Origin of the sequence: Desulfobotulus sp., assembly GCF_034006065.1 — a bacterium.
Taxonomy (GTDB): domain Bacteria; phylum Desulfobacterota; class Desulfobacteria; order Desulfobacterales; family ASO4-4; genus Desulfobotulus.
Genome location: NZ_JAVETM010000004.1, coordinates 60858 through 81455 on the forward strand (window position 1 = coordinate 60858; position 20598 = coordinate 81455).

15 protein-coding genes and 1 tRNA gene are annotated in these 20598 nt (G+C 55.6%); 3 read left to right on the forward strand and 13 right to left on the reverse strand.

Features of this window, described 5'->3' with window-relative positions:
* Positions 1–73 precede the first annotated feature (73 nt).
* Positions 74–2263 carry a transglycosylase domain-containing protein gene (locus RBR60_RS03270; RefSeq protein WP_320354418.1) on the forward strand — a complete coding sequence of 730 codons (2190 nt, stop codon included), beginning with the start codon at positions 74–76 and terminating at the stop codon, positions 2261–2263.
* An 8-nt stretch (positions 2264–2271) separates the two neighbouring features.
* On the opposite strand, the gene RBR60_RS03275 is transcribed toward RBR60_RS03270, so the two are convergent.
* The 8 genes from RBR60_RS03275 to RBR60_RS03310 all read right to left on the reverse strand — a co-directional run bounded on the left by RBR60_RS03275 (position 2272) and on the right by RBR60_RS03310 (position 12114).
* Positions 2272–2943 (reverse strand): ABC transporter ATP-binding protein, encoded by a 672-nt coding sequence (locus RBR60_RS03275; protein ID WP_320354419.1) that lies wholly within the window; start codon positions 2941–2943, stop codon positions 2272–2274.
* Positions 2936–4111, reverse strand: coding sequence for an ABC transporter permease (locus RBR60_RS03280; protein WP_320354420.1), 1176 nt, complete (start codon positions 4109–4111; stop codon positions 2936–2938). Before RBR60_RS03280 ends, RBR60_RS03275 begins: the two co-directional genes overlap by 8 nt.
* A gap of 10 nt (positions 4112–4121) precedes the next feature.
* Positions 4122–4517 (reverse strand): hypothetical protein, encoded by a 396-nt coding sequence (locus RBR60_RS03285; protein WP_320354421.1) that lies wholly within the window; start codon positions 4515–4517, stop codon positions 4122–4124.
* Between the two features lie 273 nt (positions 4518–4790).
* Positions 4791–5237, reverse strand: a complete 447-nt coding sequence (locus tag RBR60_RS03290; RefSeq protein WP_320354422.1) for a hypothetical protein — start codon at positions 5235–5237, stop codon at positions 4791–4793.
* Positions 5238–5341: 104 nt separating this feature from the next.
* Positions 5342–6325, reverse strand: a complete 984-nt coding sequence (locus RBR60_RS03295; RefSeq protein WP_320354423.1) for a rhomboid family intramembrane serine protease — start codon at positions 6323–6325, stop codon at positions 5342–5344.
* Between the two features lie 140 nt (positions 6326–6465).
* The gene (nadC, locus tag RBR60_RS03300; RefSeq protein ID WP_320354425.1) at positions 6466–7314 is read right to left on the reverse strand and encodes a carboxylating nicotinate-nucleotide diphosphorylase; all 849 of its coding nucleotides are present in this window, start codon (positions 7312–7314) and stop codon (positions 6466–6468) included.
* A 116-nt stretch (positions 7315–7430) separates the two neighbouring features.
* Positions 7431–10094, reverse strand: coding sequence for a valine--tRNA ligase (locus RBR60_RS03305; RefSeq protein ID WP_320354426.1), 2664 nt, complete (start codon positions 10092–10094; stop codon positions 7431–7433).
* A 295-nt stretch (positions 10095–10389) separates the two neighbouring features.
* A complete protein-coding gene (locus RBR60_RS03310; protein WP_320354428.1) occupies positions 10390–12114 on the reverse strand; it encodes a hypothetical protein in 1725 nt (574 codons plus the stop codon).
* 294 nt (positions 12115–12408) lie between these two features.
* Between RBR60_RS03310 and RBR60_RS03315 the strand changes: the two genes are divergently transcribed.
* Together RBR60_RS03315 and RBR60_RS03320 are read left to right on the forward strand one after the other, a co-directional pair.
* The gene (locus RBR60_RS03315; protein ID WP_320354430.1) at positions 12409–13203 is read left to right on the forward strand and encodes an RsmE family RNA methyltransferase; all 795 of its coding nucleotides are present in this window, start codon (positions 12409–12411) and stop codon (positions 13201–13203) included.
* A 207-nt stretch (positions 13204–13410) separates the two neighbouring features.
* A tRNA-Phe gene (locus tag RBR60_RS03320) sits at positions 13411–13486 on the forward strand.
* 130 nt (positions 13487–13616) lie between these two features.
* Here RBR60_RS03320 and RBR60_RS03325 read toward each other — a convergent pair.
* The 5 genes from RBR60_RS03325 to panP all read right to left on the reverse strand — a co-directional run bounded on the left by RBR60_RS03325 (position 13617) and on the right by panP (position 20190).
* Positions 13617–14393 (reverse strand): amino acid ABC transporter ATP-binding protein, encoded by a 777-nt coding sequence (locus RBR60_RS03325; RefSeq protein WP_320354433.1) that lies wholly within the window; start codon positions 14391–14393, stop codon positions 13617–13619.
* On the reverse strand, positions 14380–15339 hold the full coding sequence (locus RBR60_RS03330; RefSeq protein ID WP_320354434.1) for an ABC transporter permease subunit: 960 nt from the start codon (positions 15337–15339) through the stop codon (positions 14380–14382). The genes RBR60_RS03325 and RBR60_RS03330 overlap by 14 nt, the downstream gene beginning before the upstream one ends.
* Before the next feature lie 135 nt (positions 15340–15474).
* Complete coding sequence (locus tag RBR60_RS03335; protein ID WP_320354435.1) at positions 15475–16257, reverse strand: amino acid ABC transporter substrate-binding protein; 783 nt, start codon at positions 16255–16257, stop codon at positions 15475–15477.
* A 297-nt stretch (positions 16258–16554) separates the two neighbouring features.
* Positions 16555–18348 carry a translation elongation factor 4 gene (gene lepA, locus RBR60_RS03340; protein WP_320354436.1) on the reverse strand — a complete coding sequence of 598 codons (1794 nt, stop codon included), beginning with the start codon at positions 18346–18348 and terminating at the stop codon, positions 16555–16557.
* Between the two features lie 183 nt (positions 18349–18531).
* Positions 18532–20190, reverse strand: a complete 1659-nt coding sequence (gene panP, locus RBR60_RS03345) for a pyridoxal-dependent aspartate 1-decarboxylase PanP (protein ID WP_320354437.1) — start codon at positions 20188–20190, stop codon at positions 18532–18534.
* Positions 20191–20598 lie beyond the last annotated feature (408 nt).

Below are 20598 nucleotides of genomic sequence, written 5' to 3' on the forward strand. Positions count from 1 at the left end.
AAAAGGGCCTTCCTTATTTTAAGGGAAGGCCTTTTCTTCTTTCACCCAATCGCGCCAGCGGTGGATCCTTTCCATGAAAACCAAAAAACGCCTTGTCCTTTTGGGTCTCCTTCTCCTCCTTCTTGCCCTGACAGCACTTTGGCTTGCCCCAGGCCTCAGACCCCTGCCACCCAACCTCCATCCTGTGGAAAACAACCACCGCATCCGGCTTCAGGACCGCTATGGCACAACTCTGAGCCTCAGCCGGGAGACAAGCCTCAACACCAGCGATTCAGCCGAACTGGACACCATTCCCCTGCTCCTGCGCCAGGCCATCCTCATGGCCGAAGACCAGCGTTTCTTCCGTCACCGGGGAACGGACTGGCGGGCTGTGGCCCACGCCCTCTTCCAGAATTTCAAAGCCCGGAAAAATATCAGAGGTGCAAGCAGCATTACCGAACAGGTGGTGCGCATCCTCCATCCAAGGCCAAGAACCCTGCGCTCCCGCATTCTGGAAAGTGTGGAGGCCCATCTCCTTGAAAAAAAAGTATCCAAGGCGGACATTCTCACCTTTTATCTCAACCAGGTTCCCTATCCTGACCGTTCCAGAGGCGTGGTGCAGGCCGCCCGGGATCTCTTTGACCGGGATCTTTCCACCTTAAGCGCCAACGAAATCCTCACCCTCGCCGTACTGCCCAGGGCTCCCCAGGGCCTTCATCCCGAGCGTCATCCCCAGCGCCTGGAAATCCGTGTCCAGGCCCTGGCCCTGCGCATGGTCGAGGCGGGCCTCCTGGAGGAAAGGGCCCTGGCCCATGCCCTGAAACCCGCAACTCTCCACAAACCCGCCCTGAGCGTATACGCTCCCTTTTTCATCCGCTTTGTACGGGACCATACCCCAACCCTGCCCCCCTCTTCTCACCTGCGCACCACTCTGGACGGCCCCCTCCAGAAAAAAATCCAGGCTCTGCTGGACAGCCGGGTGGACCTTCTCCGCAACCAGGGCCTTATCAATGGCGCGGCCCTGGTCCTTCATCACAAAACCGGAGAAATTCGCGCCTGGGCTGTGGCAGGTAACGGGGATGAAAGGCCCGGCGGTCGGATCAACGCCGTTCTCACCCCCAGGCAACCCGGTTCCACCCTCAAACCCTTTGCCTATGCCCTGGCCCTGGAAGCCGGATGGACAGCGGCCACCATCCTGGCGGATACTCCGATCAGCACCCCGGTGGGAAGGGGCTTGCACGATTATCAGAACTACTCCCGTAACACCTACGGAGCCCTGCCCCTGCGGGATGCCTTGGCCAACTCCCTCAACCTCGCCGCCATCCGCACGGTGCGCCATGTGGGAACGGGCGCTCTGCTGAATACCCTGAAGCGCTGTGGCATCCAGTCTTTAAATCGCCATCCGGATTTTTACGGCGACGGTCTCGTTCTGGGCAACGGCGAAGTCTCCCTGCTGGAACTGACCCAGGCCTATGCCGTCCTTGCCCAGGATGGCCGGAAACTCCCCCTCCGCTTCCTCGCCCTCCCCCTCCCCTCCGCCTCCGGAACCGCCCAGATTTTTCAGACCGACACGGCCCGGCTCATCGCCCATATTCTTTCCGATCCCGAAGCAAGGAGACGTGAGTTCGGCCCTCTTCTTTCCTTTCCCGTTCAGACGGCTGTGAAAACCGGAACCAGCTCGGATCACAGGGATCTCTGGGCCATGGGCTTTGACCACAGCCACACGGTGGGGATCTGGATGGGAAATCTCGATCGCAGTGCCACCCAGGGCCTGGCCGGAGCCTCAGGGCCCGTCCCTCTCCTGCGCGCCATCTTTGCCGAACTCAACCGGAATCAGCCCACCCAGGGACTCCCGCCTCCGCAGACCCTGGTGCTGGGGGATGTCTGCATCCAATGGAATGCGGAAAACCAGTGCACGGCTCTGCGCAGCGAATGGCTGCCCCCCCAGGTTTCTCTCCCTTCCGACAAGGAAGAAAGGGATCAGAGCATTCGCCTGGCAAGGCCCACAGATGGCCTCCTCCTTGCCATGGATCCCAGAATTCCCCAAGAGCATCAGCGCCTTCCCCTGACCGTGGAAGGGGTTCGGGAAAAAGCCCGTTATGCCTGGCTGGTGGATGGCATGCTGTTTGAGGAAAATGACCACCCGGAGACACTCTGGCCCTTAACTCCCGGAAATCATGAAATCCAAGTGCGGATTTTCCGGGAAGGCAGGCAACCCATTGAGCGCAAAGCCCAGATCCGTGTCATGGGCGCGCCTTTGGCTTCCGACGGCAAAAACGGCTGAACGGCTTCTCAGGCCTGGACCATGGCTCCGTCTTCAATCCGCACCACTGCCTTGCACTGCTTCACAAGATCGGCATTATGGGTGACCATCACAAGGGTCATCCCCTCTTCATTCAGTCTTTCAAAAAGCTCCAGAATCCTCTCCGCATTGCGGGAATCAAGGTTACCCGTGGGCTCATCCGCCAGGAGGATAGAAGGCCCGTTAATCAGGCTGCGGGCAATGGCCACCCGCTGCATCTCTCCCCCTGAAAGTTGACCTGGCAGATGGTAAAGCCTCTGGCTCAGCCCCACCTTTTCAAGCAGGTTCAAGGCTCTTTCCCTTTGTTTTTTTCCGGTGAACAGGGAAGGAAGGGCCACATTTTCCAGCACATTGAGGGTGGGAATCAGAAAAAACTGCTGAAAGACAAAACCAATGACAGTTCGCCGCAGGCGGGTGAGGCCCGCTTCGCTCTCTTCCTGCACCTCCCGGCCATGCACCAGAATCCGCCCCCCGGAAGGCCTATCCAGGCAGCCCATGAGGTTCATCAATGTGGTTTTTCCCGAACCCGAAGGCCCCACCACAGCCACAAAGTCCCCTGGGAAGAGGGAAAAGGAAATATCCTTGAGAGCATGAACGGTTTCTGAACCGCGACGGTATTGCCTGCACACATGTTCCAGGCGGATGATGGCTTCCTCACTCATTTCTCAGGACCTCCATGGGAACAATACGGGCCGCGCGGAAGGCGGGGTACAGAGAACAGATCAGCCCCACCAGGGTACACAGACCAAAGGCCATCAGGGCGATGCCAGGATCCGGCCGGGCAATGGGGCCTGTGGGTACATAAGCCACAAGCATGGTCCGCATCAGCTTTCCGGACACAGGGCTCAGCGCCATGCCCAAAAGAGCCCCAAGGCCGCTGCCCATGAGCGCAATGGCAAGGGTTTCAAGGGAGATAAGACGGAAAAGATCATAACGGCCAGCGCCAATGCATTTCAGGTAGGCCATCTCCCGTCGGCGTTCCAGCACAGCCATGAGCATGGTATTGACAACGCCAAACACGGAAATGAGAAAGGCCACCCCCACCATGACAAACATGATGGCGCGGGTGGCGCTGAAAAAACGAAGAATGCCGTCACTGAGCTCCCTTGAACCGATGACAAAATAATCCGCTGGCATGGAGGCGAGAATGCGGTTACGCACCACATCCATGGCCGTGATATCCGCCAGCTTCACCGCCACAGCGGAAAGTTTTCCTTCCCGCCCCACCAGTTGCTGGGCTGTGGCCAGGGGCAGAAAAAAAGTGCTGTCCTCCTGACCATAGGTGGGATGGAGAATGCCCGCCACCTCAAAGGTTCTGTCAAAAAAATCCAGATGGATGGGGCTTCCCACCCGCGCATGCTGCATACGCGCCAGCTCTGCGCCCAGAATCACCGAATCCATTCCCTCAAACCAGCCGCCGGAAGCGTACCGCCAGTCGGGTTTCACCCTTTCCACGGCATCCGTGATCCCCATGAAGATATCCGTGCGTGCGCCGTCCTCCGCAGTAAGGGAAAAAAGTTTGAAGGGCATCACCGCATCCACCTCCGGCAGGGCTCCAAGTCCTGCAACGATGTCTTCGTCCACATAAACGGGACTGAGCCCGCCATGGGCAACGACGGATGCGGCTTCAATGGGGCAGCCTTCCTTGGTGACATACAGATGCACGCCCGTACTGTGGACAAGCTCCTGGGTCACCGCAGTGGAATAACCCTTATCCAGAGAGAGGACCAGGGTGAGGGTTGCGGCGGACACGGCAAGACTGAGACCTGTGAGCAGGCTCCGCACGGGATTGCGGCGAAGATTGCAGAGGGCGACCTCGATAAAAGACATGGCTTCCCTCCTATTCCATCTTCAGGCCCAAGGCGGAAAAAACCACACGCTCTTTTCCCGTGATCACCTGTGCATAAACGGTTATGGCCTTGCCCCGCTGAAGTTTGGGGAACTTGAATCCCTGGGAGAAAATGGTAGCCGTATGGACGCCATCTCTGAAGGTGAAATCACACAAGGCCGGGCACTGACTGGCCACAAAACCTTTCATGACAAGCACTTTTCCGTCATAGATCGAAGGATCCTGAAAAACGCTCTGCAACCGGATCACGGGCGCTCCTTCGGGAATTTCGAGCCCCAGCTGCACCTGGGCCCCCACCCTCTGGACCGCAAAACCTGAAACCAGAAGAACAAAGAGCAGAAACCAGGAGATCCCCTCCCGGCGGCATGGATGAAAAAAGGATTTCATCTTTTTTTCCCTTTCATAGCAAACGCTTTCATAGATTTTTTACCTTTGCCCGACAAAACCTGGGGTCCCAGAAAAAAGGACACGGCTGTGCATACCGCCCGCACGGCGGCATCCGGGGTTCTTCCCCTCTGACAAGGGATGCCCCAGGGGAAAAGGGACGCAAGCCCGGAAAAATCTCCTCACTGTCCAGCAGCGGGCTTTAAAAGACAATGGGCAACGGGCAGAGAAGATCCGGGGTCAAAACCCCGAAAAATCCTTTTTAAGAAAAGGGCATCAAATCAGAAGAACGGTGGAAGCGATGTGGGGAGGCGTGGGGGTGAGATGCTTGGAATAGGAAAAGGCCAGAGCCCAGGAAATCCGGGGATTCTGCGGCCCAGGAAGGCATGGGGTCAAAAGGGCATGGCGAAAGATCGTGTCCAGACCCTGCAAAACCGGGGGCAGGACAGCGCTCTCCCCTTTTTCAGGAGTCGTGGTGCAACAGCAGTCCATCCTCAGGGGGTCACAGGCAGAGAGAGTCTCGCTGGCTTCAGAAGGGGGAGCTGAGGGTGCATCTTCTGAACCTTCTGCACAGCAGGAAACCGGAAAGGATTCCGTCGTTTTGGGCTGGGGTTCCCCAAAGGCGGGAATCGTATCCGACCCCATGGTGCAGCCGCAGGCATGAATCAGGGATGGTGCGAGTAGAGATAGCAGGAGTACAAAGACTCCAAGTCTCATCCCCATCCGATTTTCCCTTCCCATCATGTCCATGCCTTTCCGTCCTCCTCAGAAGGATTCATAAAAAATCCTGAAGAAAAATAATCGGATCTCCGAACAAAGTCAATGCGTCAGAAATGCGTATCCCCATCCATCTGGCGCACACGCACCTTCAGGTACAAATCCCCGCTACCGCCATCGGCCATGCGTCGCCCCAGTCCCTTCAGCCGCAGTTTCTGACCATCCTGGGTTTTGGGAGGCACGGTGATCTTATAGAGCCTGGAATAAAAACCCCAGGGAATATTGACCCTTTTGGTACATCCGGCCAGGGCCTCAAAGGGAGAAATGACGAGGGTGCCATACATGTGCGGTGTATCCTGCGGTGCAATGGGACGAATGGTCTGCAGGCCCGGCGTTTTGCGTCGCTGGGTGACCTGACGCACCCGGGTTGCAAAATGGCCTTCGGGAAACTGGACCAGTACACGCACCAGGAGGGCACCCACCACAAAACCTCCGATGTGCGCCCACCAGGCCACGCCGCCTCCACCGCCCATGGCGTTGAATACCTGGAGAAAAAACCAGAGGCCCATGTAAACAAAGGCTGGAATTTCAATGAAAAGGGGAAAAATGAGAATGGGGATGAGCGTAAGGATGCGGGATGCGGGATACAAAATGAAATAGGCGCCCATTACCCCCGCAATGGCGCCGCTGGCCCCCACAACGGGAATGGGAGAAGAAGGATAGACCATGAAATGGGCCAGGCCCGAGGCCAAACCACATCCCAGGTAAAAGGCCAGATACCGCAAAGGCCCCAGCCTGTCTTCCACATTGTCTCCGAAAATCCACAAGGTCCACATATTGCCGATGATATGCAGCCATCCGCCATGGAGAAACATGAAGGAAAACAGGGTGAAAGCCTGATGAAAAAATCCCCATCGTCCGGAAATAAGGGGATCCGTATACCGCGCAGGCACAAGCCCCCACTCCCAGATGAAACGTCCCATCTCTGGCCCTTGCCCCAGTTGCATGAAAAAAACAAGGACATTCACCACAATGAGAATCTGGGTAACCACAGGCCGGTTGCGGGAAGGCTGGGTATCTCGGATGGGAATCATGGCCTCTCCTTCAGATAAGGGCGCCGGATGGGTAAGGCTTGCGGATCGTCAGAGGGGAGAGTTCCGGAATTTCTTTCTCCTTTGCAGCAATGGGGGAGCCAGAATGCCCGTTCTGGCATCCCCAGCCCCCCTCACCCCCTTCAGCGAAAAAGACCGCCCGGCGGTGCAATGCGCATGCTCAGATCCACAGCCCTTGCCTGATGGGTGAGGGCCCCTGCGGAGATGATGTTCACACCCGCAAGGGCCAGGGTTTTCATGCGCTCCGGCGTCACCATGCCGGAAACCTCCACAAGACTCCGCCCCCCGATCCGACGCACAGCTTCGGCCACCATGGCGGCATCCATGTTATCGAGCAGAATCACATCCGCCCCTCCGGCAACCGCCTCATCCACTTCTTCCAGGGTTTCGGCCTCCACCTCAATCCGGATCAGATGAGACACCCGCTTTCGCACCGCAGCCATGGCCTGGGCAATTCCCCCTGCGGCGGCAATGTGATTGTCCTTGATCAGCACTCCGTCATACAGTCCCATGCGATGATTGGCAGCTCCGCCCACCCGAACCGCGTATTTTTCCAAGACTCGCCAGCCAGGCGTCGTTTTCCGGGTATCCACCAGAAGAATACCGCTTTCCTCCATCCCCGCGCCAAAACGCCGCACATGGGTGGCGATCCCGCAGAGACGCTGCAGAAAGTTAAGCGCTGTCCTCTCTCCGGTCAGAAGAGCCCGCATCCGGCCCTCAAGTCTTAGGAGCAGGGTGCCCGATTCCACAGGACTCCCTTCGGCAACCAGAGGAGAAAAGACCACATTCTTATCCAGTTTTTCAAAAACCCGCTGGGCCACAGAAAAACCCGCAGGAACCACCCCTTCTTCCTTGGCGAGAATCAGACCCTCTCCCATGGCTTCTTCGGGTATGATGGCCTCTGTGGTGATGTCTCCTGTGCCGATATCCTCTTCCAGGGCCAGGTCAATCAGGCGTTCAACGGCATACATTGGTTTCTTCCTTTATCAGAGCGCCTGACCTCAGTCAGGCGCTGAAAAATCCTTCATTCCTGCCGGTCCCAAAAGCCCTCCTGGGCTGAAAAGGCTTCTGTCCCCTTATTTCCAGCTCACACCATGCCCGCAATGCGATCCCGATTGGCAAGAAGCTGGGCCCGTTTTTCCACAAGCTCCTCGTACTGGGCCTTCACCTTTTTCACCACAGGCTCTGGCGCCTTATCCACAAATCCTGAATTCTCAAGCTTTGCAGCTATCCCGCCCAACTCCTTGTCCACCTTGGCCATGGCCTTGTCCAGGCGCTCCACTTCTTTTGCAAAATCAAGCACCCCTTCCAGCAGCACATAAAGGGCCGAACCCGAAACAATGCTCGTGGCGCTGGCTCTGGGTCGTTCACCCACGGGCATCACATCCAGGGTATCCAGACGCGCCAGCAGTTTCATGAGATCCTGATGCTGGGTCAGCATTTCCTTCTGAAAGGGATTGTCCGTATGGAAAAGGGCATTCAGGGCCTGGGCAGGGGAAAGATTCATCTCACCCCGGATGTTCCGCACGCCAGTCACAAGTTCAATGACAAATTCCATGGACACTTCCGCCTCAGGCGAATAAGCCAGGCGCTGGTTGTCCCAGTTCAACGTGGGAAAATCCGCCTCCATGATGGAACCGCGCCCGCCAGGGAGCTTCTCCCAGATTTCTTCGGTCACAAAGGGAACGATGGGATGAAGAAGAATCAGGGTGTCACTGATCACCCGATAGAGAACCCCCTTGGTGGCCCGCATGGCAGCATCTCCGGACTTGCCAAAGAGGATGGGTTTGATGGCCTCCAGGTACCAGTCACAGAATTCGTTCCACACAAAACGATACAGAATGGAGGCCGCATCGTTGAAACGGTAGGTATCCAGGGCCTGCTGCGCCTGGGCGCCCACACTGTGCAGACGGGAAAGAATCCACTGATCCGGCAGGGATATGGCCTTGGGATCAAAACTGTCATAGGCCTGATCCAGGTGCATGAGGGAAAAGCGGGCCGCGTTCCAGAGTTTGTTGATGAAATGGCGGTAGCCCTCCACCCTTTCCTCGGACAATTTGATGTCCCGGCCCATGGCCGCAAAACTTGTCAGGGTGAAACGGAAGGCGTCCGTGCCGTACTTTTCGATGACTTCCAGAGGATCAATGACGTTGCCAAGGGATTTACTCATCTTCTTGCCCTCTGCATCCCGCACCAGGGCATGGATGTAAACGTCCTTAAACGGCACCTCATCCATGAAGTGGGTTCCCATCATCATCATGCGGGCCACCCAGAAAAAAAGAATGTCAAAACCTGTCACCAGTACGGAGGTGGGGTAAAAGGTTTTCAGAAGATCGGTCTTTTCCGGCCAGCCCATGGTGGAAAAGGGCCAGAGGGCGGAGCTGAACCAGGTGTCCAATACATCACTTTCCTGGGTCAGAGCTGTTCCGCCACAATCCGGGCAGGTCTCAGGGTCCGCTTCCAGCACAAGAAGGCGGCCGCAGTCCTCACAGGTCCAGGCGGGAATACGGTGCCCCCACCATATCTGACGGGAAATACACCAGTCCCGGATATTGCGCATCCATTCATAATAGGTTTTTGTCCAGTTCTCCGGGTAGATACGGGTTTTTCCCTCTTCCACGGCTTTCAGGGCCTTGTCCGCCAGAGGCCCCACCTTCACAAACCATTGCAGGGAAAGGTTGGGTTCCACCACGGTCTTACAACGGTAGCAGTGGCCTACACTGTGGGTAAGATCTTCCTTTTTGACGAGAAGTCCCTGTTTTTCAAGCTCCGCAACCGCCCTTTCCCGGGCGACAAAACGATCCAGTCCTGCAAAAGGCCCCGCATGGGCATTCATACGGCCATCATCGTCAATGGCCTTGATCTGCTCCAGACCATGCTTGATGCCAAGCTCAAAGTCATTGGGATCGTGGGCCGGGGTTACCTTCAGGCAACCCGTGCCAAATTCCCGATCCACATAGCTATCCCGGATCACGGGAATTTCCCGATCTGTGAGCGGCAGCTTCACGGAAGCGCAGGAAAGGTCCGCATAACGCTCATCTTCCGGATGCAGGGCCACGGCCGTATCGCCGAAAAGGGTTTCCGGACGGGTGGTGGCCACCACCAGAGAACCGGAGCCGTCTGTCAGGGGATAGGCGATGTGATACAGAAAAGAGGCCTTTTCCTCATGCTCCACCTCAAGATCGGCAAGGGCTGTGTGGCAGCGAGGGCACCAGTTGATGAGGTAATGGCCCTTGTAAATGAGACCTTCTTCATAAAGTCGTACAAAAACCTTGCGCACGGCCCTGGAGAGTCCCTCATCCATGGTAAAACGCTCCCGATCCCAATCACAGGAAGCGCCAAGCCGCTGAAGCTGATGAATAATGGCGCCACCGTATTCCTTACGCCATTCCCAGACCCGATCAATGAAAGCATCCCGGCCCAGGTCATCTCTGGATTTACCTTCTGAAGCCAGCTGTTTTTCCACCACGTTCTGGGTGGCGATGCCCGCATGGTCCGTTCCCGGCATCCAGAGTACGTTTTTACCGCAAAGCCGCTGATAACGGCAGAGAATATCCTGAAGGGTATTGTTCAGCGCATGACCCATGTGCAACTTGCCCGTGACATTGGGCGGCGGAATCACAATGGAAAAGGCCTCCCTTTCCCCATCCCTGTCCTTTGCAGCAAAAAGTTTGTTCTCAAGCCAGTACCGGTACCAGCGTGCTTCCACCTCATGGGGCTCATACCCCTTATCCAACAGAGCTTCGCTCATGTCCCTTCCCTCATGCATCCTGAAGAATATTCAAAAAAAACCGGTTTCCGATGAAAACTCCGGTCACATGCCCCAAAAAGCGGTCCGGATACGGGATACCAGAAAACGGGCCGCAAAAAAAAAGGATTATGAAATAATCCCTTTTTTTGTGCAAGTTTTTGATCCCCCAGGTGTGGATGATCTCATAATCCGCCGGAATCCGGGCTGCAAGGCTGAAGGCTCTGCGTGATGTTCGAACTTCCCAGGCCATGCCGACGCAACCCTCACCGGGCCTTACGTCCTATACGAACCCATCTCAGTCTTCATAGAGATTTTTCTTCAGGCTGTGGATTTCCTTTTCCACAGCCCGCTCCACAACGGACATCAAGGCGGCATCAAGCTTTTCGGAAAAGACCTTGCGCACCACCCGCTCCAGCATGGCTTCAAAATCAATCTCAGAAAGCCGTTCTTCCATGAGTTCCATGGGAGTCAGGTCTCTTTTTTCATCGGAAGAACGACTCACCAGGGGAACAAAATCCGTATCCGGCATCCAGGATTCTTCCGCAAGGTCATAGGCTTTGCCCGTTTTCCCGGAAACTCCGCTTTCAGGCATCAACGGAACCTCGGAAAAACCCCCTTCCTCTCCCTGCCCATCCATCTCAGGCGTCACTGCATCCAGCCCCAATCCTTCCAGGGCTTCTTCTGGAAATTCGGTGAAGACCTCCGCTTCCAGGTCACGCATTCTCTCTTCAGGGAGGGACTGCCTTTCCCCGGAATCCTTTGCTCCATCGGGTGTTTCCAGCAGATCGTCCAGGTCCAGCAGGTTTTCCTCAAACATCGCATCGTCCACCTCAGCAGAAGACAGAAGATCCTTCTCCTCCGGAGTTTCTTCCACCCCTTCCAGATCCTGGGAATCTCCTTGGGCAAGGACCGTTCTTTCCTGGGACTCCCGGTCATTCAGATCTTCGGAAAAGCTCTCTGAAAGGGGTAAATCCCGAAGATTTTCTTCCTGCGCCGCCTTCTCATTTGCCCCGTCCAGGCTATCCAGAAAATCCCCAGCCAGGGAAAGGTCCAGCGCATCCGCCTCCTGGGGAGGCACTGCCTTTTCCCCCTCCCCATCCAGGCTATCCAGAAAATCCGCGGCCAGGGAAAGGTCCAGCACATCCGCCTCCTGGGGAGGCACTGCCTTTTCCCCCTCCCCGTCCAGGCTATCCAGAAAATCCGCGGCCAGGGAAAGGTCCAGCACATCCGCCTCCTGGGGAGGCACTGCCTTTTCCCCCTCCCCATCCAGGCTATCCAGAAAATCCGCGGCCAGGGAAAGGTCCAGGACATCCTCTTCCTGGGGAGGCACCGCCTTTTCCCCCTCCCCATCCAGGCTATCCAGAAAATCCGCGGCCAGGGAAAGGTCCAGGACATCTGCCTCCTGGGCCTGGAATGCATGGGCAGGCGGCCTTTCAGATTGAAGATCGCTGCGGAGCATATCCGTAACCGCGCTCATTGCCCTGTCCGGTTGATCCGATCCATCCTCCAGAAAATCCCCCACATCCAGCAGATCCAGGGATTCTTCCTCCCGGAAGCCAAATCCCGAATCCGCCCGGATTCCAGACGCAACGTCTTTGCTCGCAGCAGAAGCAGAAAAATCCGGGACATCCTCTGCGCCGAGATCCTGCTCTTCCATCCAGTCTTCCGGTTCCAGGGCCTGGGCAAGATCACCCTGGGGATCGGGTGGGGGGGGGAAAACGAGTCCGGAAGGGATCTCCTCCTTGCCCGGTCGGGGGAGATCCGAAGGACTGCCAAGCAGAATATCCTCAATCTCAATAAAATTATCGTCTTCTCCGGACAAGCCTTCGGTATGCGGAGGCATCTGGGCCCTGTCTTCCGGATCCGGGATCTCCGAAACCACTTCCAGAACAGGCTGTGGAAGAGAATCCCGCGCACTTCCTTCTGCCTGAAGACTTACGGCAAGGTCCGAAAGATCCAGGTCATCGGTCAATCCATCATTTCGGAACGACGCAGCGCTCCCTTCAGGCTTATCCTTCATAAGGTCTCCGCTTGTATGGCTGGGCAGATTGGCATTGTAGATACCGCAGGAAAGAAAAAAAGCGACGATATCCCAAAAAAACCCCTTGTTCGGGGCCTAAGATACCACGCGACAGGCTCTGACAGCAAACAAATGATGCAGGCAATATTTCATATGAGAAAAATTCTGTCAAGAAAGCGAACTTGCCCTTTCCGGCAAAATCAGTATAGATTTTGCGGGCCTGATGCCCCGGAGTCCTTCCATCCTCCCCGCACGCCCGGATGAGACCGCCATGCCATTCAACAAGGAGTTTCCATGCCCCGCATCCCCGTTTCCATGCCCCAGTTTCCACCGGATACCCTGACCCTGACAGGCCAGGACGCCATACATGTCCGCAATGTTCTGCGCATGCAGCCCGGAGACCTTCTCTGCCTTTTTGACGGCAGAGGCAATGAATACGACACCCGCATCACAGCCGTGGACGGAACAGGCGTCCACCTCAGGCTCTGCGGCGCCAGACGGTGCATTCCAGACTCTCCTGTGCATCTGGACATTGCCATTGCCCTGTTAAAAGAAAAAAAAATTGACGACCTGATCCGCCCCCTCACCGAGCTCGGGGTGCGCACCCTCCGGATTTTTTCCGCCAAACGCAGCGTGCCTGTCCTGAGAGAAGATAAGGTCAAAGCCCGTCTGGAGCGCTGGCAGCGCCTTGCCACCGAAGCCCTCAAGCAGTGCGGTGCAGGCCATATGCCGGATATCCTTTTCCACGATACCCTCTCCCCCCTTCTGGAAGATGGGCAAGAGCATGAGATGCGGATTCTTTTCTGGGAAAGCACCCGGACCAGCCCATGGCCCGGCCCACACGCCCGGCCCTCGCGCATCCGCGCCGTATTCGGGCCTGAAGGCGGGTTTGAGACGAGCGAGGTCGAAGCCTTCCAGAGAGCGGGGTATGAGATTCTCGGCCTTGGGCCCCGTATCCTCAAAGCGCCCACCGCTGTCCTCGCAGGCAGCGCCCTTTTGCAGTTCCGCTACGGAGACCTTTCCCATCCGCCGCAGGTTCCCTTCTTTCCCCCAGAAGATTCTCCGGAGCCTTCCCCCAAATCGTCCTGAAAAAAAAGAGCAGCCGGACCGCCCTTTACGAAGATAAGAAAAACAAGGACTGAAAAAGAATGTTTTTCCTTTAATGCCAAAACCTTGAAAACTCTTCCCCAGGCCCTGGACACGCATACGATCCAGGGCCTGGAAACTTTTTATACCCGCAAATAAAAATATCTTGACACTCAGAGCCATTTTCCTTACAAAGGCTTCGTCTTGAGCGCCCAAGTAGCTCAGTCGGTAGAGCAGAGGACTGAAAATCCTCGTGTCGGTGGTTCGATTCCGCCCTTGGGCACCATAAAAAAAATTAAAAGTCCTGGACCACGTGTCCGGGACTTTTTTTATTCCCACCCCCCTGCTCCGAAAAAGAAAAAAGGGATGCCGATACAAAACCGACCCCCCTCTCTTTTTCCTTCAGAATCTCAAGCCTACAAACAGCGAGACAAAAAGGCAGATATCCGCTCGTTCTCCTGGCAGGTTCCGAAAAAATCCCCCGGTTTGCCGCTGTCCACAAACACGCCGTTTTCCATAAAAATCACCCGGTCTGCAATCTCCCGTGCAAAGCCCATCTGATGAGTGACAATGATCATGGTCATGCCCTCCCTGGCCAGAGCGCGGATGGTGTCAAAGACCTCTCCCACCAGTTCCGGATCCAGGGCGGATGTGGGCTCATCAAAAAGCATCATCTTGGGTTGCATGGCCAGAGCCCTTGCAATGGCCACCCGCTGTTTCTGTCCACCGGAAAGCGTGGCGGGAAACACATCCCTTTTATCCGAAAGCCCCACCTTTTCCAGCATGAGACAGGCCAGCTCCCGGGCTGCGACCTTGTCCATTCCCTTGACCGTAACCGGACCTTCCATGACATTGCCAAGAACGCTCATGTGGGGAAAGAGATAGAAATGCTGAAACACCATGCCGATCTCCGAACGCAGGCGACAGATATTCTTCTGGCAGTCCGGCACCCGTTTTCCCTTGCGGGTCACATACCCCACATCCCTGCCTTCAAACAGGATATGCCCCTCGTCAATGCGCTCCAGCATGTTCACACTCCGGAGCAGGGTGGATTTTCCCGATCCTGAGGGTCCGATGATCACCACTTTCTCCCCAGGAGCCACACTCAGGCTCACATCCTTCACCGCTGTCAGACTGCCGTATCGTTTAACAATACCCCTTAATTCGAGAACCGTGTTCTTACCGTTTTTCATAAACCCCCACCCGCCTTTCAAGGGTCTCAAAGCAGAAGGTAAAGACCGTGGTAAAAAGAAGATAAATGCAGGCCGCCAGGATCAGTACATTGACATTGAAATAGGCATTGAACATCTGATCCGCAGCACGCATCAGCTCCACCATGGCAATGGTGGACACAAGGGCTGTGTCCTTGATCAGGGCAATGAACTCATTGCCCACGGGCGGAATCAGGCGCTTGTAGGTCTGGGGGATGATCACCCGCCGCATGGCCTGCCCGTAGGTCATGCCGATGGCTTTGGCTGCCTCCATCTGACCATGGTCGATGCTCTCAATGCCTCCCCGGATAATCTCCGCAAGGTAGGCTGAATAGTTGATCCCAAGGCCCAGCAGGGCAGCGGTCAGGGGCTTTAAGGTGATGCCCAGGCTGGGAAGGCCGTAATAGATGAAAAAAAGCTGAAGAAGAAGCGGAGTTCCCCGGAAAAACCAGATGATGAACCAGCACAGCCCGGAAAGGGGGGGAATTCGACTGATGCGGCCCAGGGCAATGAGCAGTCCGCCAAGGGGAGAAACCAACATGGTGACCACAACCAGGGTGAGGGTCATCATGGCGCCCTGAATCAGGCTGGGCAGAAAAAGCCAGGCATCCTTGATAAAAACGCGGTAGGCAGGCAGACGCTCCCGCTCCAGGGAACGCAGAAAATTAGCCGCTTCCACATTCTGAGGATAAGGATCCAGAATCTCACGGCAGGCCGCCATGGCTTTCTCATAATCTTTCAGGGCATGAAAAATCCGGGCCATTTGCATACGGCTGCGCACAAAGGGTGCAAGCTCACCACCTTCCGAAGGCGGGGCAATGACGGCCAGCCGCTCTGCGGCCTCCACCAGATCCCCCATGACCATGAGATTATCCGCCTCCCGAAAAATACGGGCGGTGTCCGCATGGAGGGGAAAGGGAGAGACCAAAAGCCCTAGAGGAGGAGGACCGGAATGAAAAAACGTATCATGCTTCTCCTTGAAACACCGACGCCCGCATGGATTTCCTGCGGGCGTCGGGCGGACAATCAACAACCAAAAAAAGGACAGCGCTTCCCAAAAAAATTACCAGGCCGCCTTATCAACGATATTCTCACCGAACCACTTTTCAGAAATCCGTCCAAGGGAACCATCGGCCACCATGGCATCCAGCTCCGCCTGCACCCGATCCCGGAGGCTCACATCCGCCTTGCGGAAAGCCACACCAAAGGGCTCTTTGGTGATAAAGCCCTTAAGGGTTTTGTATTTACCGATGCGCTTGGAAATGGCATCGCGTCCCACCACATTGTCAATGATCACAGCGTCCAGGCGACCGCTTTCAAGGTCAAGGAGGGCCTTGGGATTGTCCACATACTCCCGCACTTCCTTGGGCGCATTGGGCAGCTTGGCCACCGCATTAAGAGCGCTGGAACCCTTCTGTACGCCAATGACCATCCCCCCCAGGTCCTGATAGGAGGCAAAACGATTTTCATTAAAGCGCACCACCACCACCTGGCCGTCCATGATATAGGGTTCCGTAAAATTCACCTGCTCCGCACGAGCTTCGGTGATGGTCATACCGTTCCAGATGCAATCAAACTTTCCGGAATTCAGAGAATGAATGACCCCGTCCCAGGCCGTGGGATGCCATTCAATGGCAATGCCAATCCGCTTGCCCAGCGCTTCTGCGGCGTCAATATCAAAGCCCACCAGCGTACCATCCTCCAGACGGTAGCCCATGGGGGCAAAGGCATCATCAAGGCCAATGACAAGCTTACCCGCCTGCTGAACCCTTTCCCAGGAACCACCGGCATGGGCTGTCACAGCCAGCGCCAGTACACAAAAAAGCCCGACAATCATCCGTTTCATAACCATTCTCCTTCACAAGGTTGGCTGCGGCCAAAGGGTCAGACCATTTGACCGGAAAACAAGTATCCTGAATCCATGACAAAAAGCCCCTATCTCAATGCCGGGACTTTGGCAAGACTTTTGTGCGTTCGCCCCCCATCTCACAGGGCCTTTTTCCAATCCTTCCGGCATCCCCAAAGGCAAGAAGGCCCCTTTCCAAAAAATCCCGGCCTCCCCTGAAAAATCAAGATGCATCACGGGCAAATCGCCTGGTTGCCTGTACACCTGGTTGAAGGCAGGCCACCCTAAAAAAAGCCCTCAATCTCCTGTCTTCAGAACGGCAAGGAAGGCGGACTGGGGAATTTCCACCTGGCCCACCATTTTCATCCGTTTCTTTCCCTTTTTCTGCTTTTCCAGAAGCTTACGCTTACGGCTGATGTCTCCGCCGTAGCACTTGGCCGTCACATCCTTTCGGAAAGCAGAAATGGTCTCCCGCGCGATGATCTTACCGCCGATGGCCGCCTGAATGGGGATCTTGAACTGCTGGCGCGGAATTTCCTCCCGGAGCCGCTCGCAGGCCATGCGGCCTCTGGGCTCAGCCTTGTCCTTATGCACCAGCTGGGCCAGGGCATCCACCTTTTCTGCGTTCACCAGAATATCCACCTTCACAAGGTTGGTTTCCCGATACTCCAGCATTTCATAGTCAAAGGAGCCGTAACCCTGGGTGATGCTTTTCAGTTTGTCATAGAAGTCATAGACCACCTCGCCCAGGGGAAGCTCAAAGATCATTTCGAGCCGGTTGGAGGTGAGATACTGGTAGTTCCGGTTAATTCCCCTACGCTCCATGCAGAGCTTCATCACAGCGCCCATGTAACGATCCGGCACAATGATATTGGCCTTGATAAAGGGTTCCTTCACGGATTTGATCAGGGTAGGATCGGGATAGAGGGCGGGGTTGTCCACCACCTGCATCACACCGTCCATGAGTTCCACCTGATAACTCACCGAAGGGGCCGTAATGATCAAGGAGAGATCAAACTCCCGCTCCAGACGCTCCTGCACCACTTCCAGGTGCAGCATGCCGAGAAACCCGCATCGGAATCCAAAGCCTAAGGCTGCGGAGCTGTCCTTTTCATACATGAGGGCTGCGTCATTGAGTTTGAGTTTTTCAATGGCAATGGCAAGCTCCTCATAGTCATCGGAAGCCACAGGATAAATGGAGGAGAAGACCACGGGCTTGGCCTCATGGAAACCGCCAAAGGGTTTGGCGCAGGGTTTTCTGTGCAGGGTTACCGTGTCTCCGCAACGGGTGTCGCTCACGGTCTTGATGCCTGCGATCATGTACCCTACCTGGCCTGCGGAAAGCATTTTCTGAGGATTGCGCACAATCTGAAAGAGCCCCACCTCCTCCACCCGGTATACGGCATTGTTGCTCATGAAACGGATTTCATCCCCTGCCCGGATGCTGCCATCCACAATGCGCAGATGAACGATGGTGCCCCGGTAGGGGTCGTAATGGGAATCAAAGATCATGGCTTTGAGAGGCGCATCCCCATCCCCTTCCGGTGGGGGAAGCTGAGCGACAATGGCCTCCAGCAGTTCATCAATTCCGATCCCCTCCTTGGCGGAGGTCAGGACAGCGGCGTAAGGATCCAGCCCCAGGTCATCGGCAATCTGCTCCTTGGCCCATTCCACATTGGCGCTGGGAAGGTCGATCTTATTGATTACGGGAATGATGGTGAGGTTATGTTCCATGGCCAGGTAGAGGTTGGCCAGGGTCTGGGCTTCCACCCCCTGGGTGGCATCCACAAGGAGAAGCGCCCCTTCACAGGAGGCCAGGGCGCGGGACACCTCGTAGGTGAAATCCACATGACCGGGCGTATCAATGAGGTTCAGGGAATAGGTTTTCCCGTCCTTTGCCGTATAGGGCAGACAGACGGTCTGACTTTTGATGGTGATTCCCCGCTCCCGCTCAATGTCCATGGAGTCCAGAATCTGATCGTGAAAGTCCCGGTCCGCAATGATCCCCGTTGCCTGAATGAGACGGTCCGAAAGGGTGGATTTACCGTGGTCAATGTGGGCGATAATGCTGAAATTTCGAATATTCTTCATGGAATATGTCATCACCTTCTAAAAAAACGGCTGTCTTGAGCCGCAAAACAGATTTGAAGCGGCATTTTGCCCATAAAAAAACGGGCAGCCGACTGTACCGGCAATCCGCTTTTTTATGAATCCCCGTTGTTTGTACCCAATAGAGATCTTTGTGTCAATTCACAGCCATCACATTCACAGCCATCACAAGGAACCCAGGCCTACCTGAGCATCTCCGTAATATTCCCTGTAGATGGCTTCCTGCTCATCGAGAATTTCCCGTAAAATCGAAAGCGTTGTCAGGGGATTCATCAGAACGGCGCGCAAGACCACCGTTTCTCCACCGCCAGGGACACCCTTGTCAATGGCCGTTCTGGAAACAAAGCTTTTACCTGACTCCCGCTGCACCCGCTGGATGGTAATATTGATATCATTAATTTTTTCATTCAGGGCCGTTCGCTCGGCTCCGGAAGAACGCAAAAGGGCTTCCTTCAGGGGCGTGGGGCAGAAGCGGTAGGTCAGAATATTCAGCTCCGGCGCGGTCACCAGCTGGAAGTGATCCCTTCTTCGGATTTCTTCCGCAAATTTGCGGGCCAGATCAATGCCATGGTCAATGAGCATGCCGTAGCCCTTACGCCCCATCACCTTGAGGGCGGAATCCAGCACGAGGGAATTGGCCTCCCGTGTTCCTGAAAAGGTCTTGATGCCCAGGTCCACGGATCCCCGGCGGATAATGTAATTGGCATGATAACTGATGGCATCCAGATGAAAGGGACTGCGGAAATACACCATACCGCAGGTCATGGGCATGTAAAACTGCTTATGTCCGTCAATGGTGACGGAGTCGGCCAGCTCCATGCCGTCCAGCAGATGGCGGTAGCGGTCGCTCATCAGGGTGGGCCCCCCCCAGGCCGCATCCACATGAAAATGCACACCCGCCTCCCGGCAGATTTCCCCCATCTTGCGCAAAGGGTCCACGGTTCCTGTTTCCGTGGCTCCCGCAATGCCTACCACAGCAAGAATACGGGTTTTGGGGTCCGCCTTGTATTCGGCAATCTTGCGGCGAAGGGCAGGCAGGCAGATCCGGTTTTCCCCATCCACATCAATGGTGATCAGGCTCTGGTTGCCCAGACCGAGGACACCGATGGCTTTTCTTAAGGAATAATGTCCCCGCCGGGAAACCAGAATCACACAGCGCTCAATGCCGTAGGCTCTGTACGCCTCACTGAGGCCTTCGGCCTCCACGCCTGCAAACCCCTCTTTGGGCCCCAAAAGGGTGTTTCTTGCCACCCACAGAGCCGTCAGGTTGGCGGCTGTGCCTCCTTCGGTAAAAGTTCCCAGGGTGGCTTCCGTACTCTGAACATGGGTATTGTAAAAAGTTTCATCAAAGCCGTAGATCAGACGATGCAGCCTGGCAAGGACCTGACGCTCCACAATGGACACCACCTTGGATGTCTCCAGCTTCACCACATTCTGATTCAAAGCCGCCACAATGGCCTTGAAAAGCACCATGAAAAAAGGAATGGCCGAGGTCATGTGCCCCACAAAATAAGGAGAGGATACATTCACAGCCTGGGGCGCAATGCGGTCAATGATATCGGAAATGACTTCGGGTAGCTTTTTTTCCGGATCAAAACAGAGGGTGCTGTCCATGTAACCAAGGGCCAGCTCCTTCAGCCCGATCTCTTCAGTCACACCCACATGCTTGTGGAGAAACTCCTGCAATCCAAAAAGAATCTGCTCCATGTAGCCCACCAGCTTGGCACGGTCGGCTTCGCTGTCCGGCTGGATAAAAAGCCGCAGCATCTGCTCCCACTCACCACTCCTTGCGGAAGGTGTTTCAAAACTCAGTCCCTGTCGCATGGTCCCCGCCCCATGGTCTTAGTTTTCCGGAATACGCCTTCCCCAAAGCCTGCCTCCCCAGCAGTCCGCATCGGGTAACTTTATCTCCGGCCATTTTCCTTCCCTTATTTCCCCAATCCTCTTTCTTCGATTTTCCTGCTGTCTGCACGACATAACAAACAAAAAGAAAATAACGAAATCTTTTTTTGCATATCTGTCTTTTTATTTGAAAGTGCGGGCATGTAACCATGTCTGAGAAAAAAAAACAACGCCCCCGCCCCTTTTTTTCATCCGTTTTTTACGGCGGAAAGCCCGACAGTCCTGGGTGTTGACACAAACTTCCGTTCACCGTATCTTTGGTTGTTTTAATGTTCGGGGCTTGTGGGCTTTCCGGATCGGGGAAAAATGGCATCCCCCATGCCGAGATCT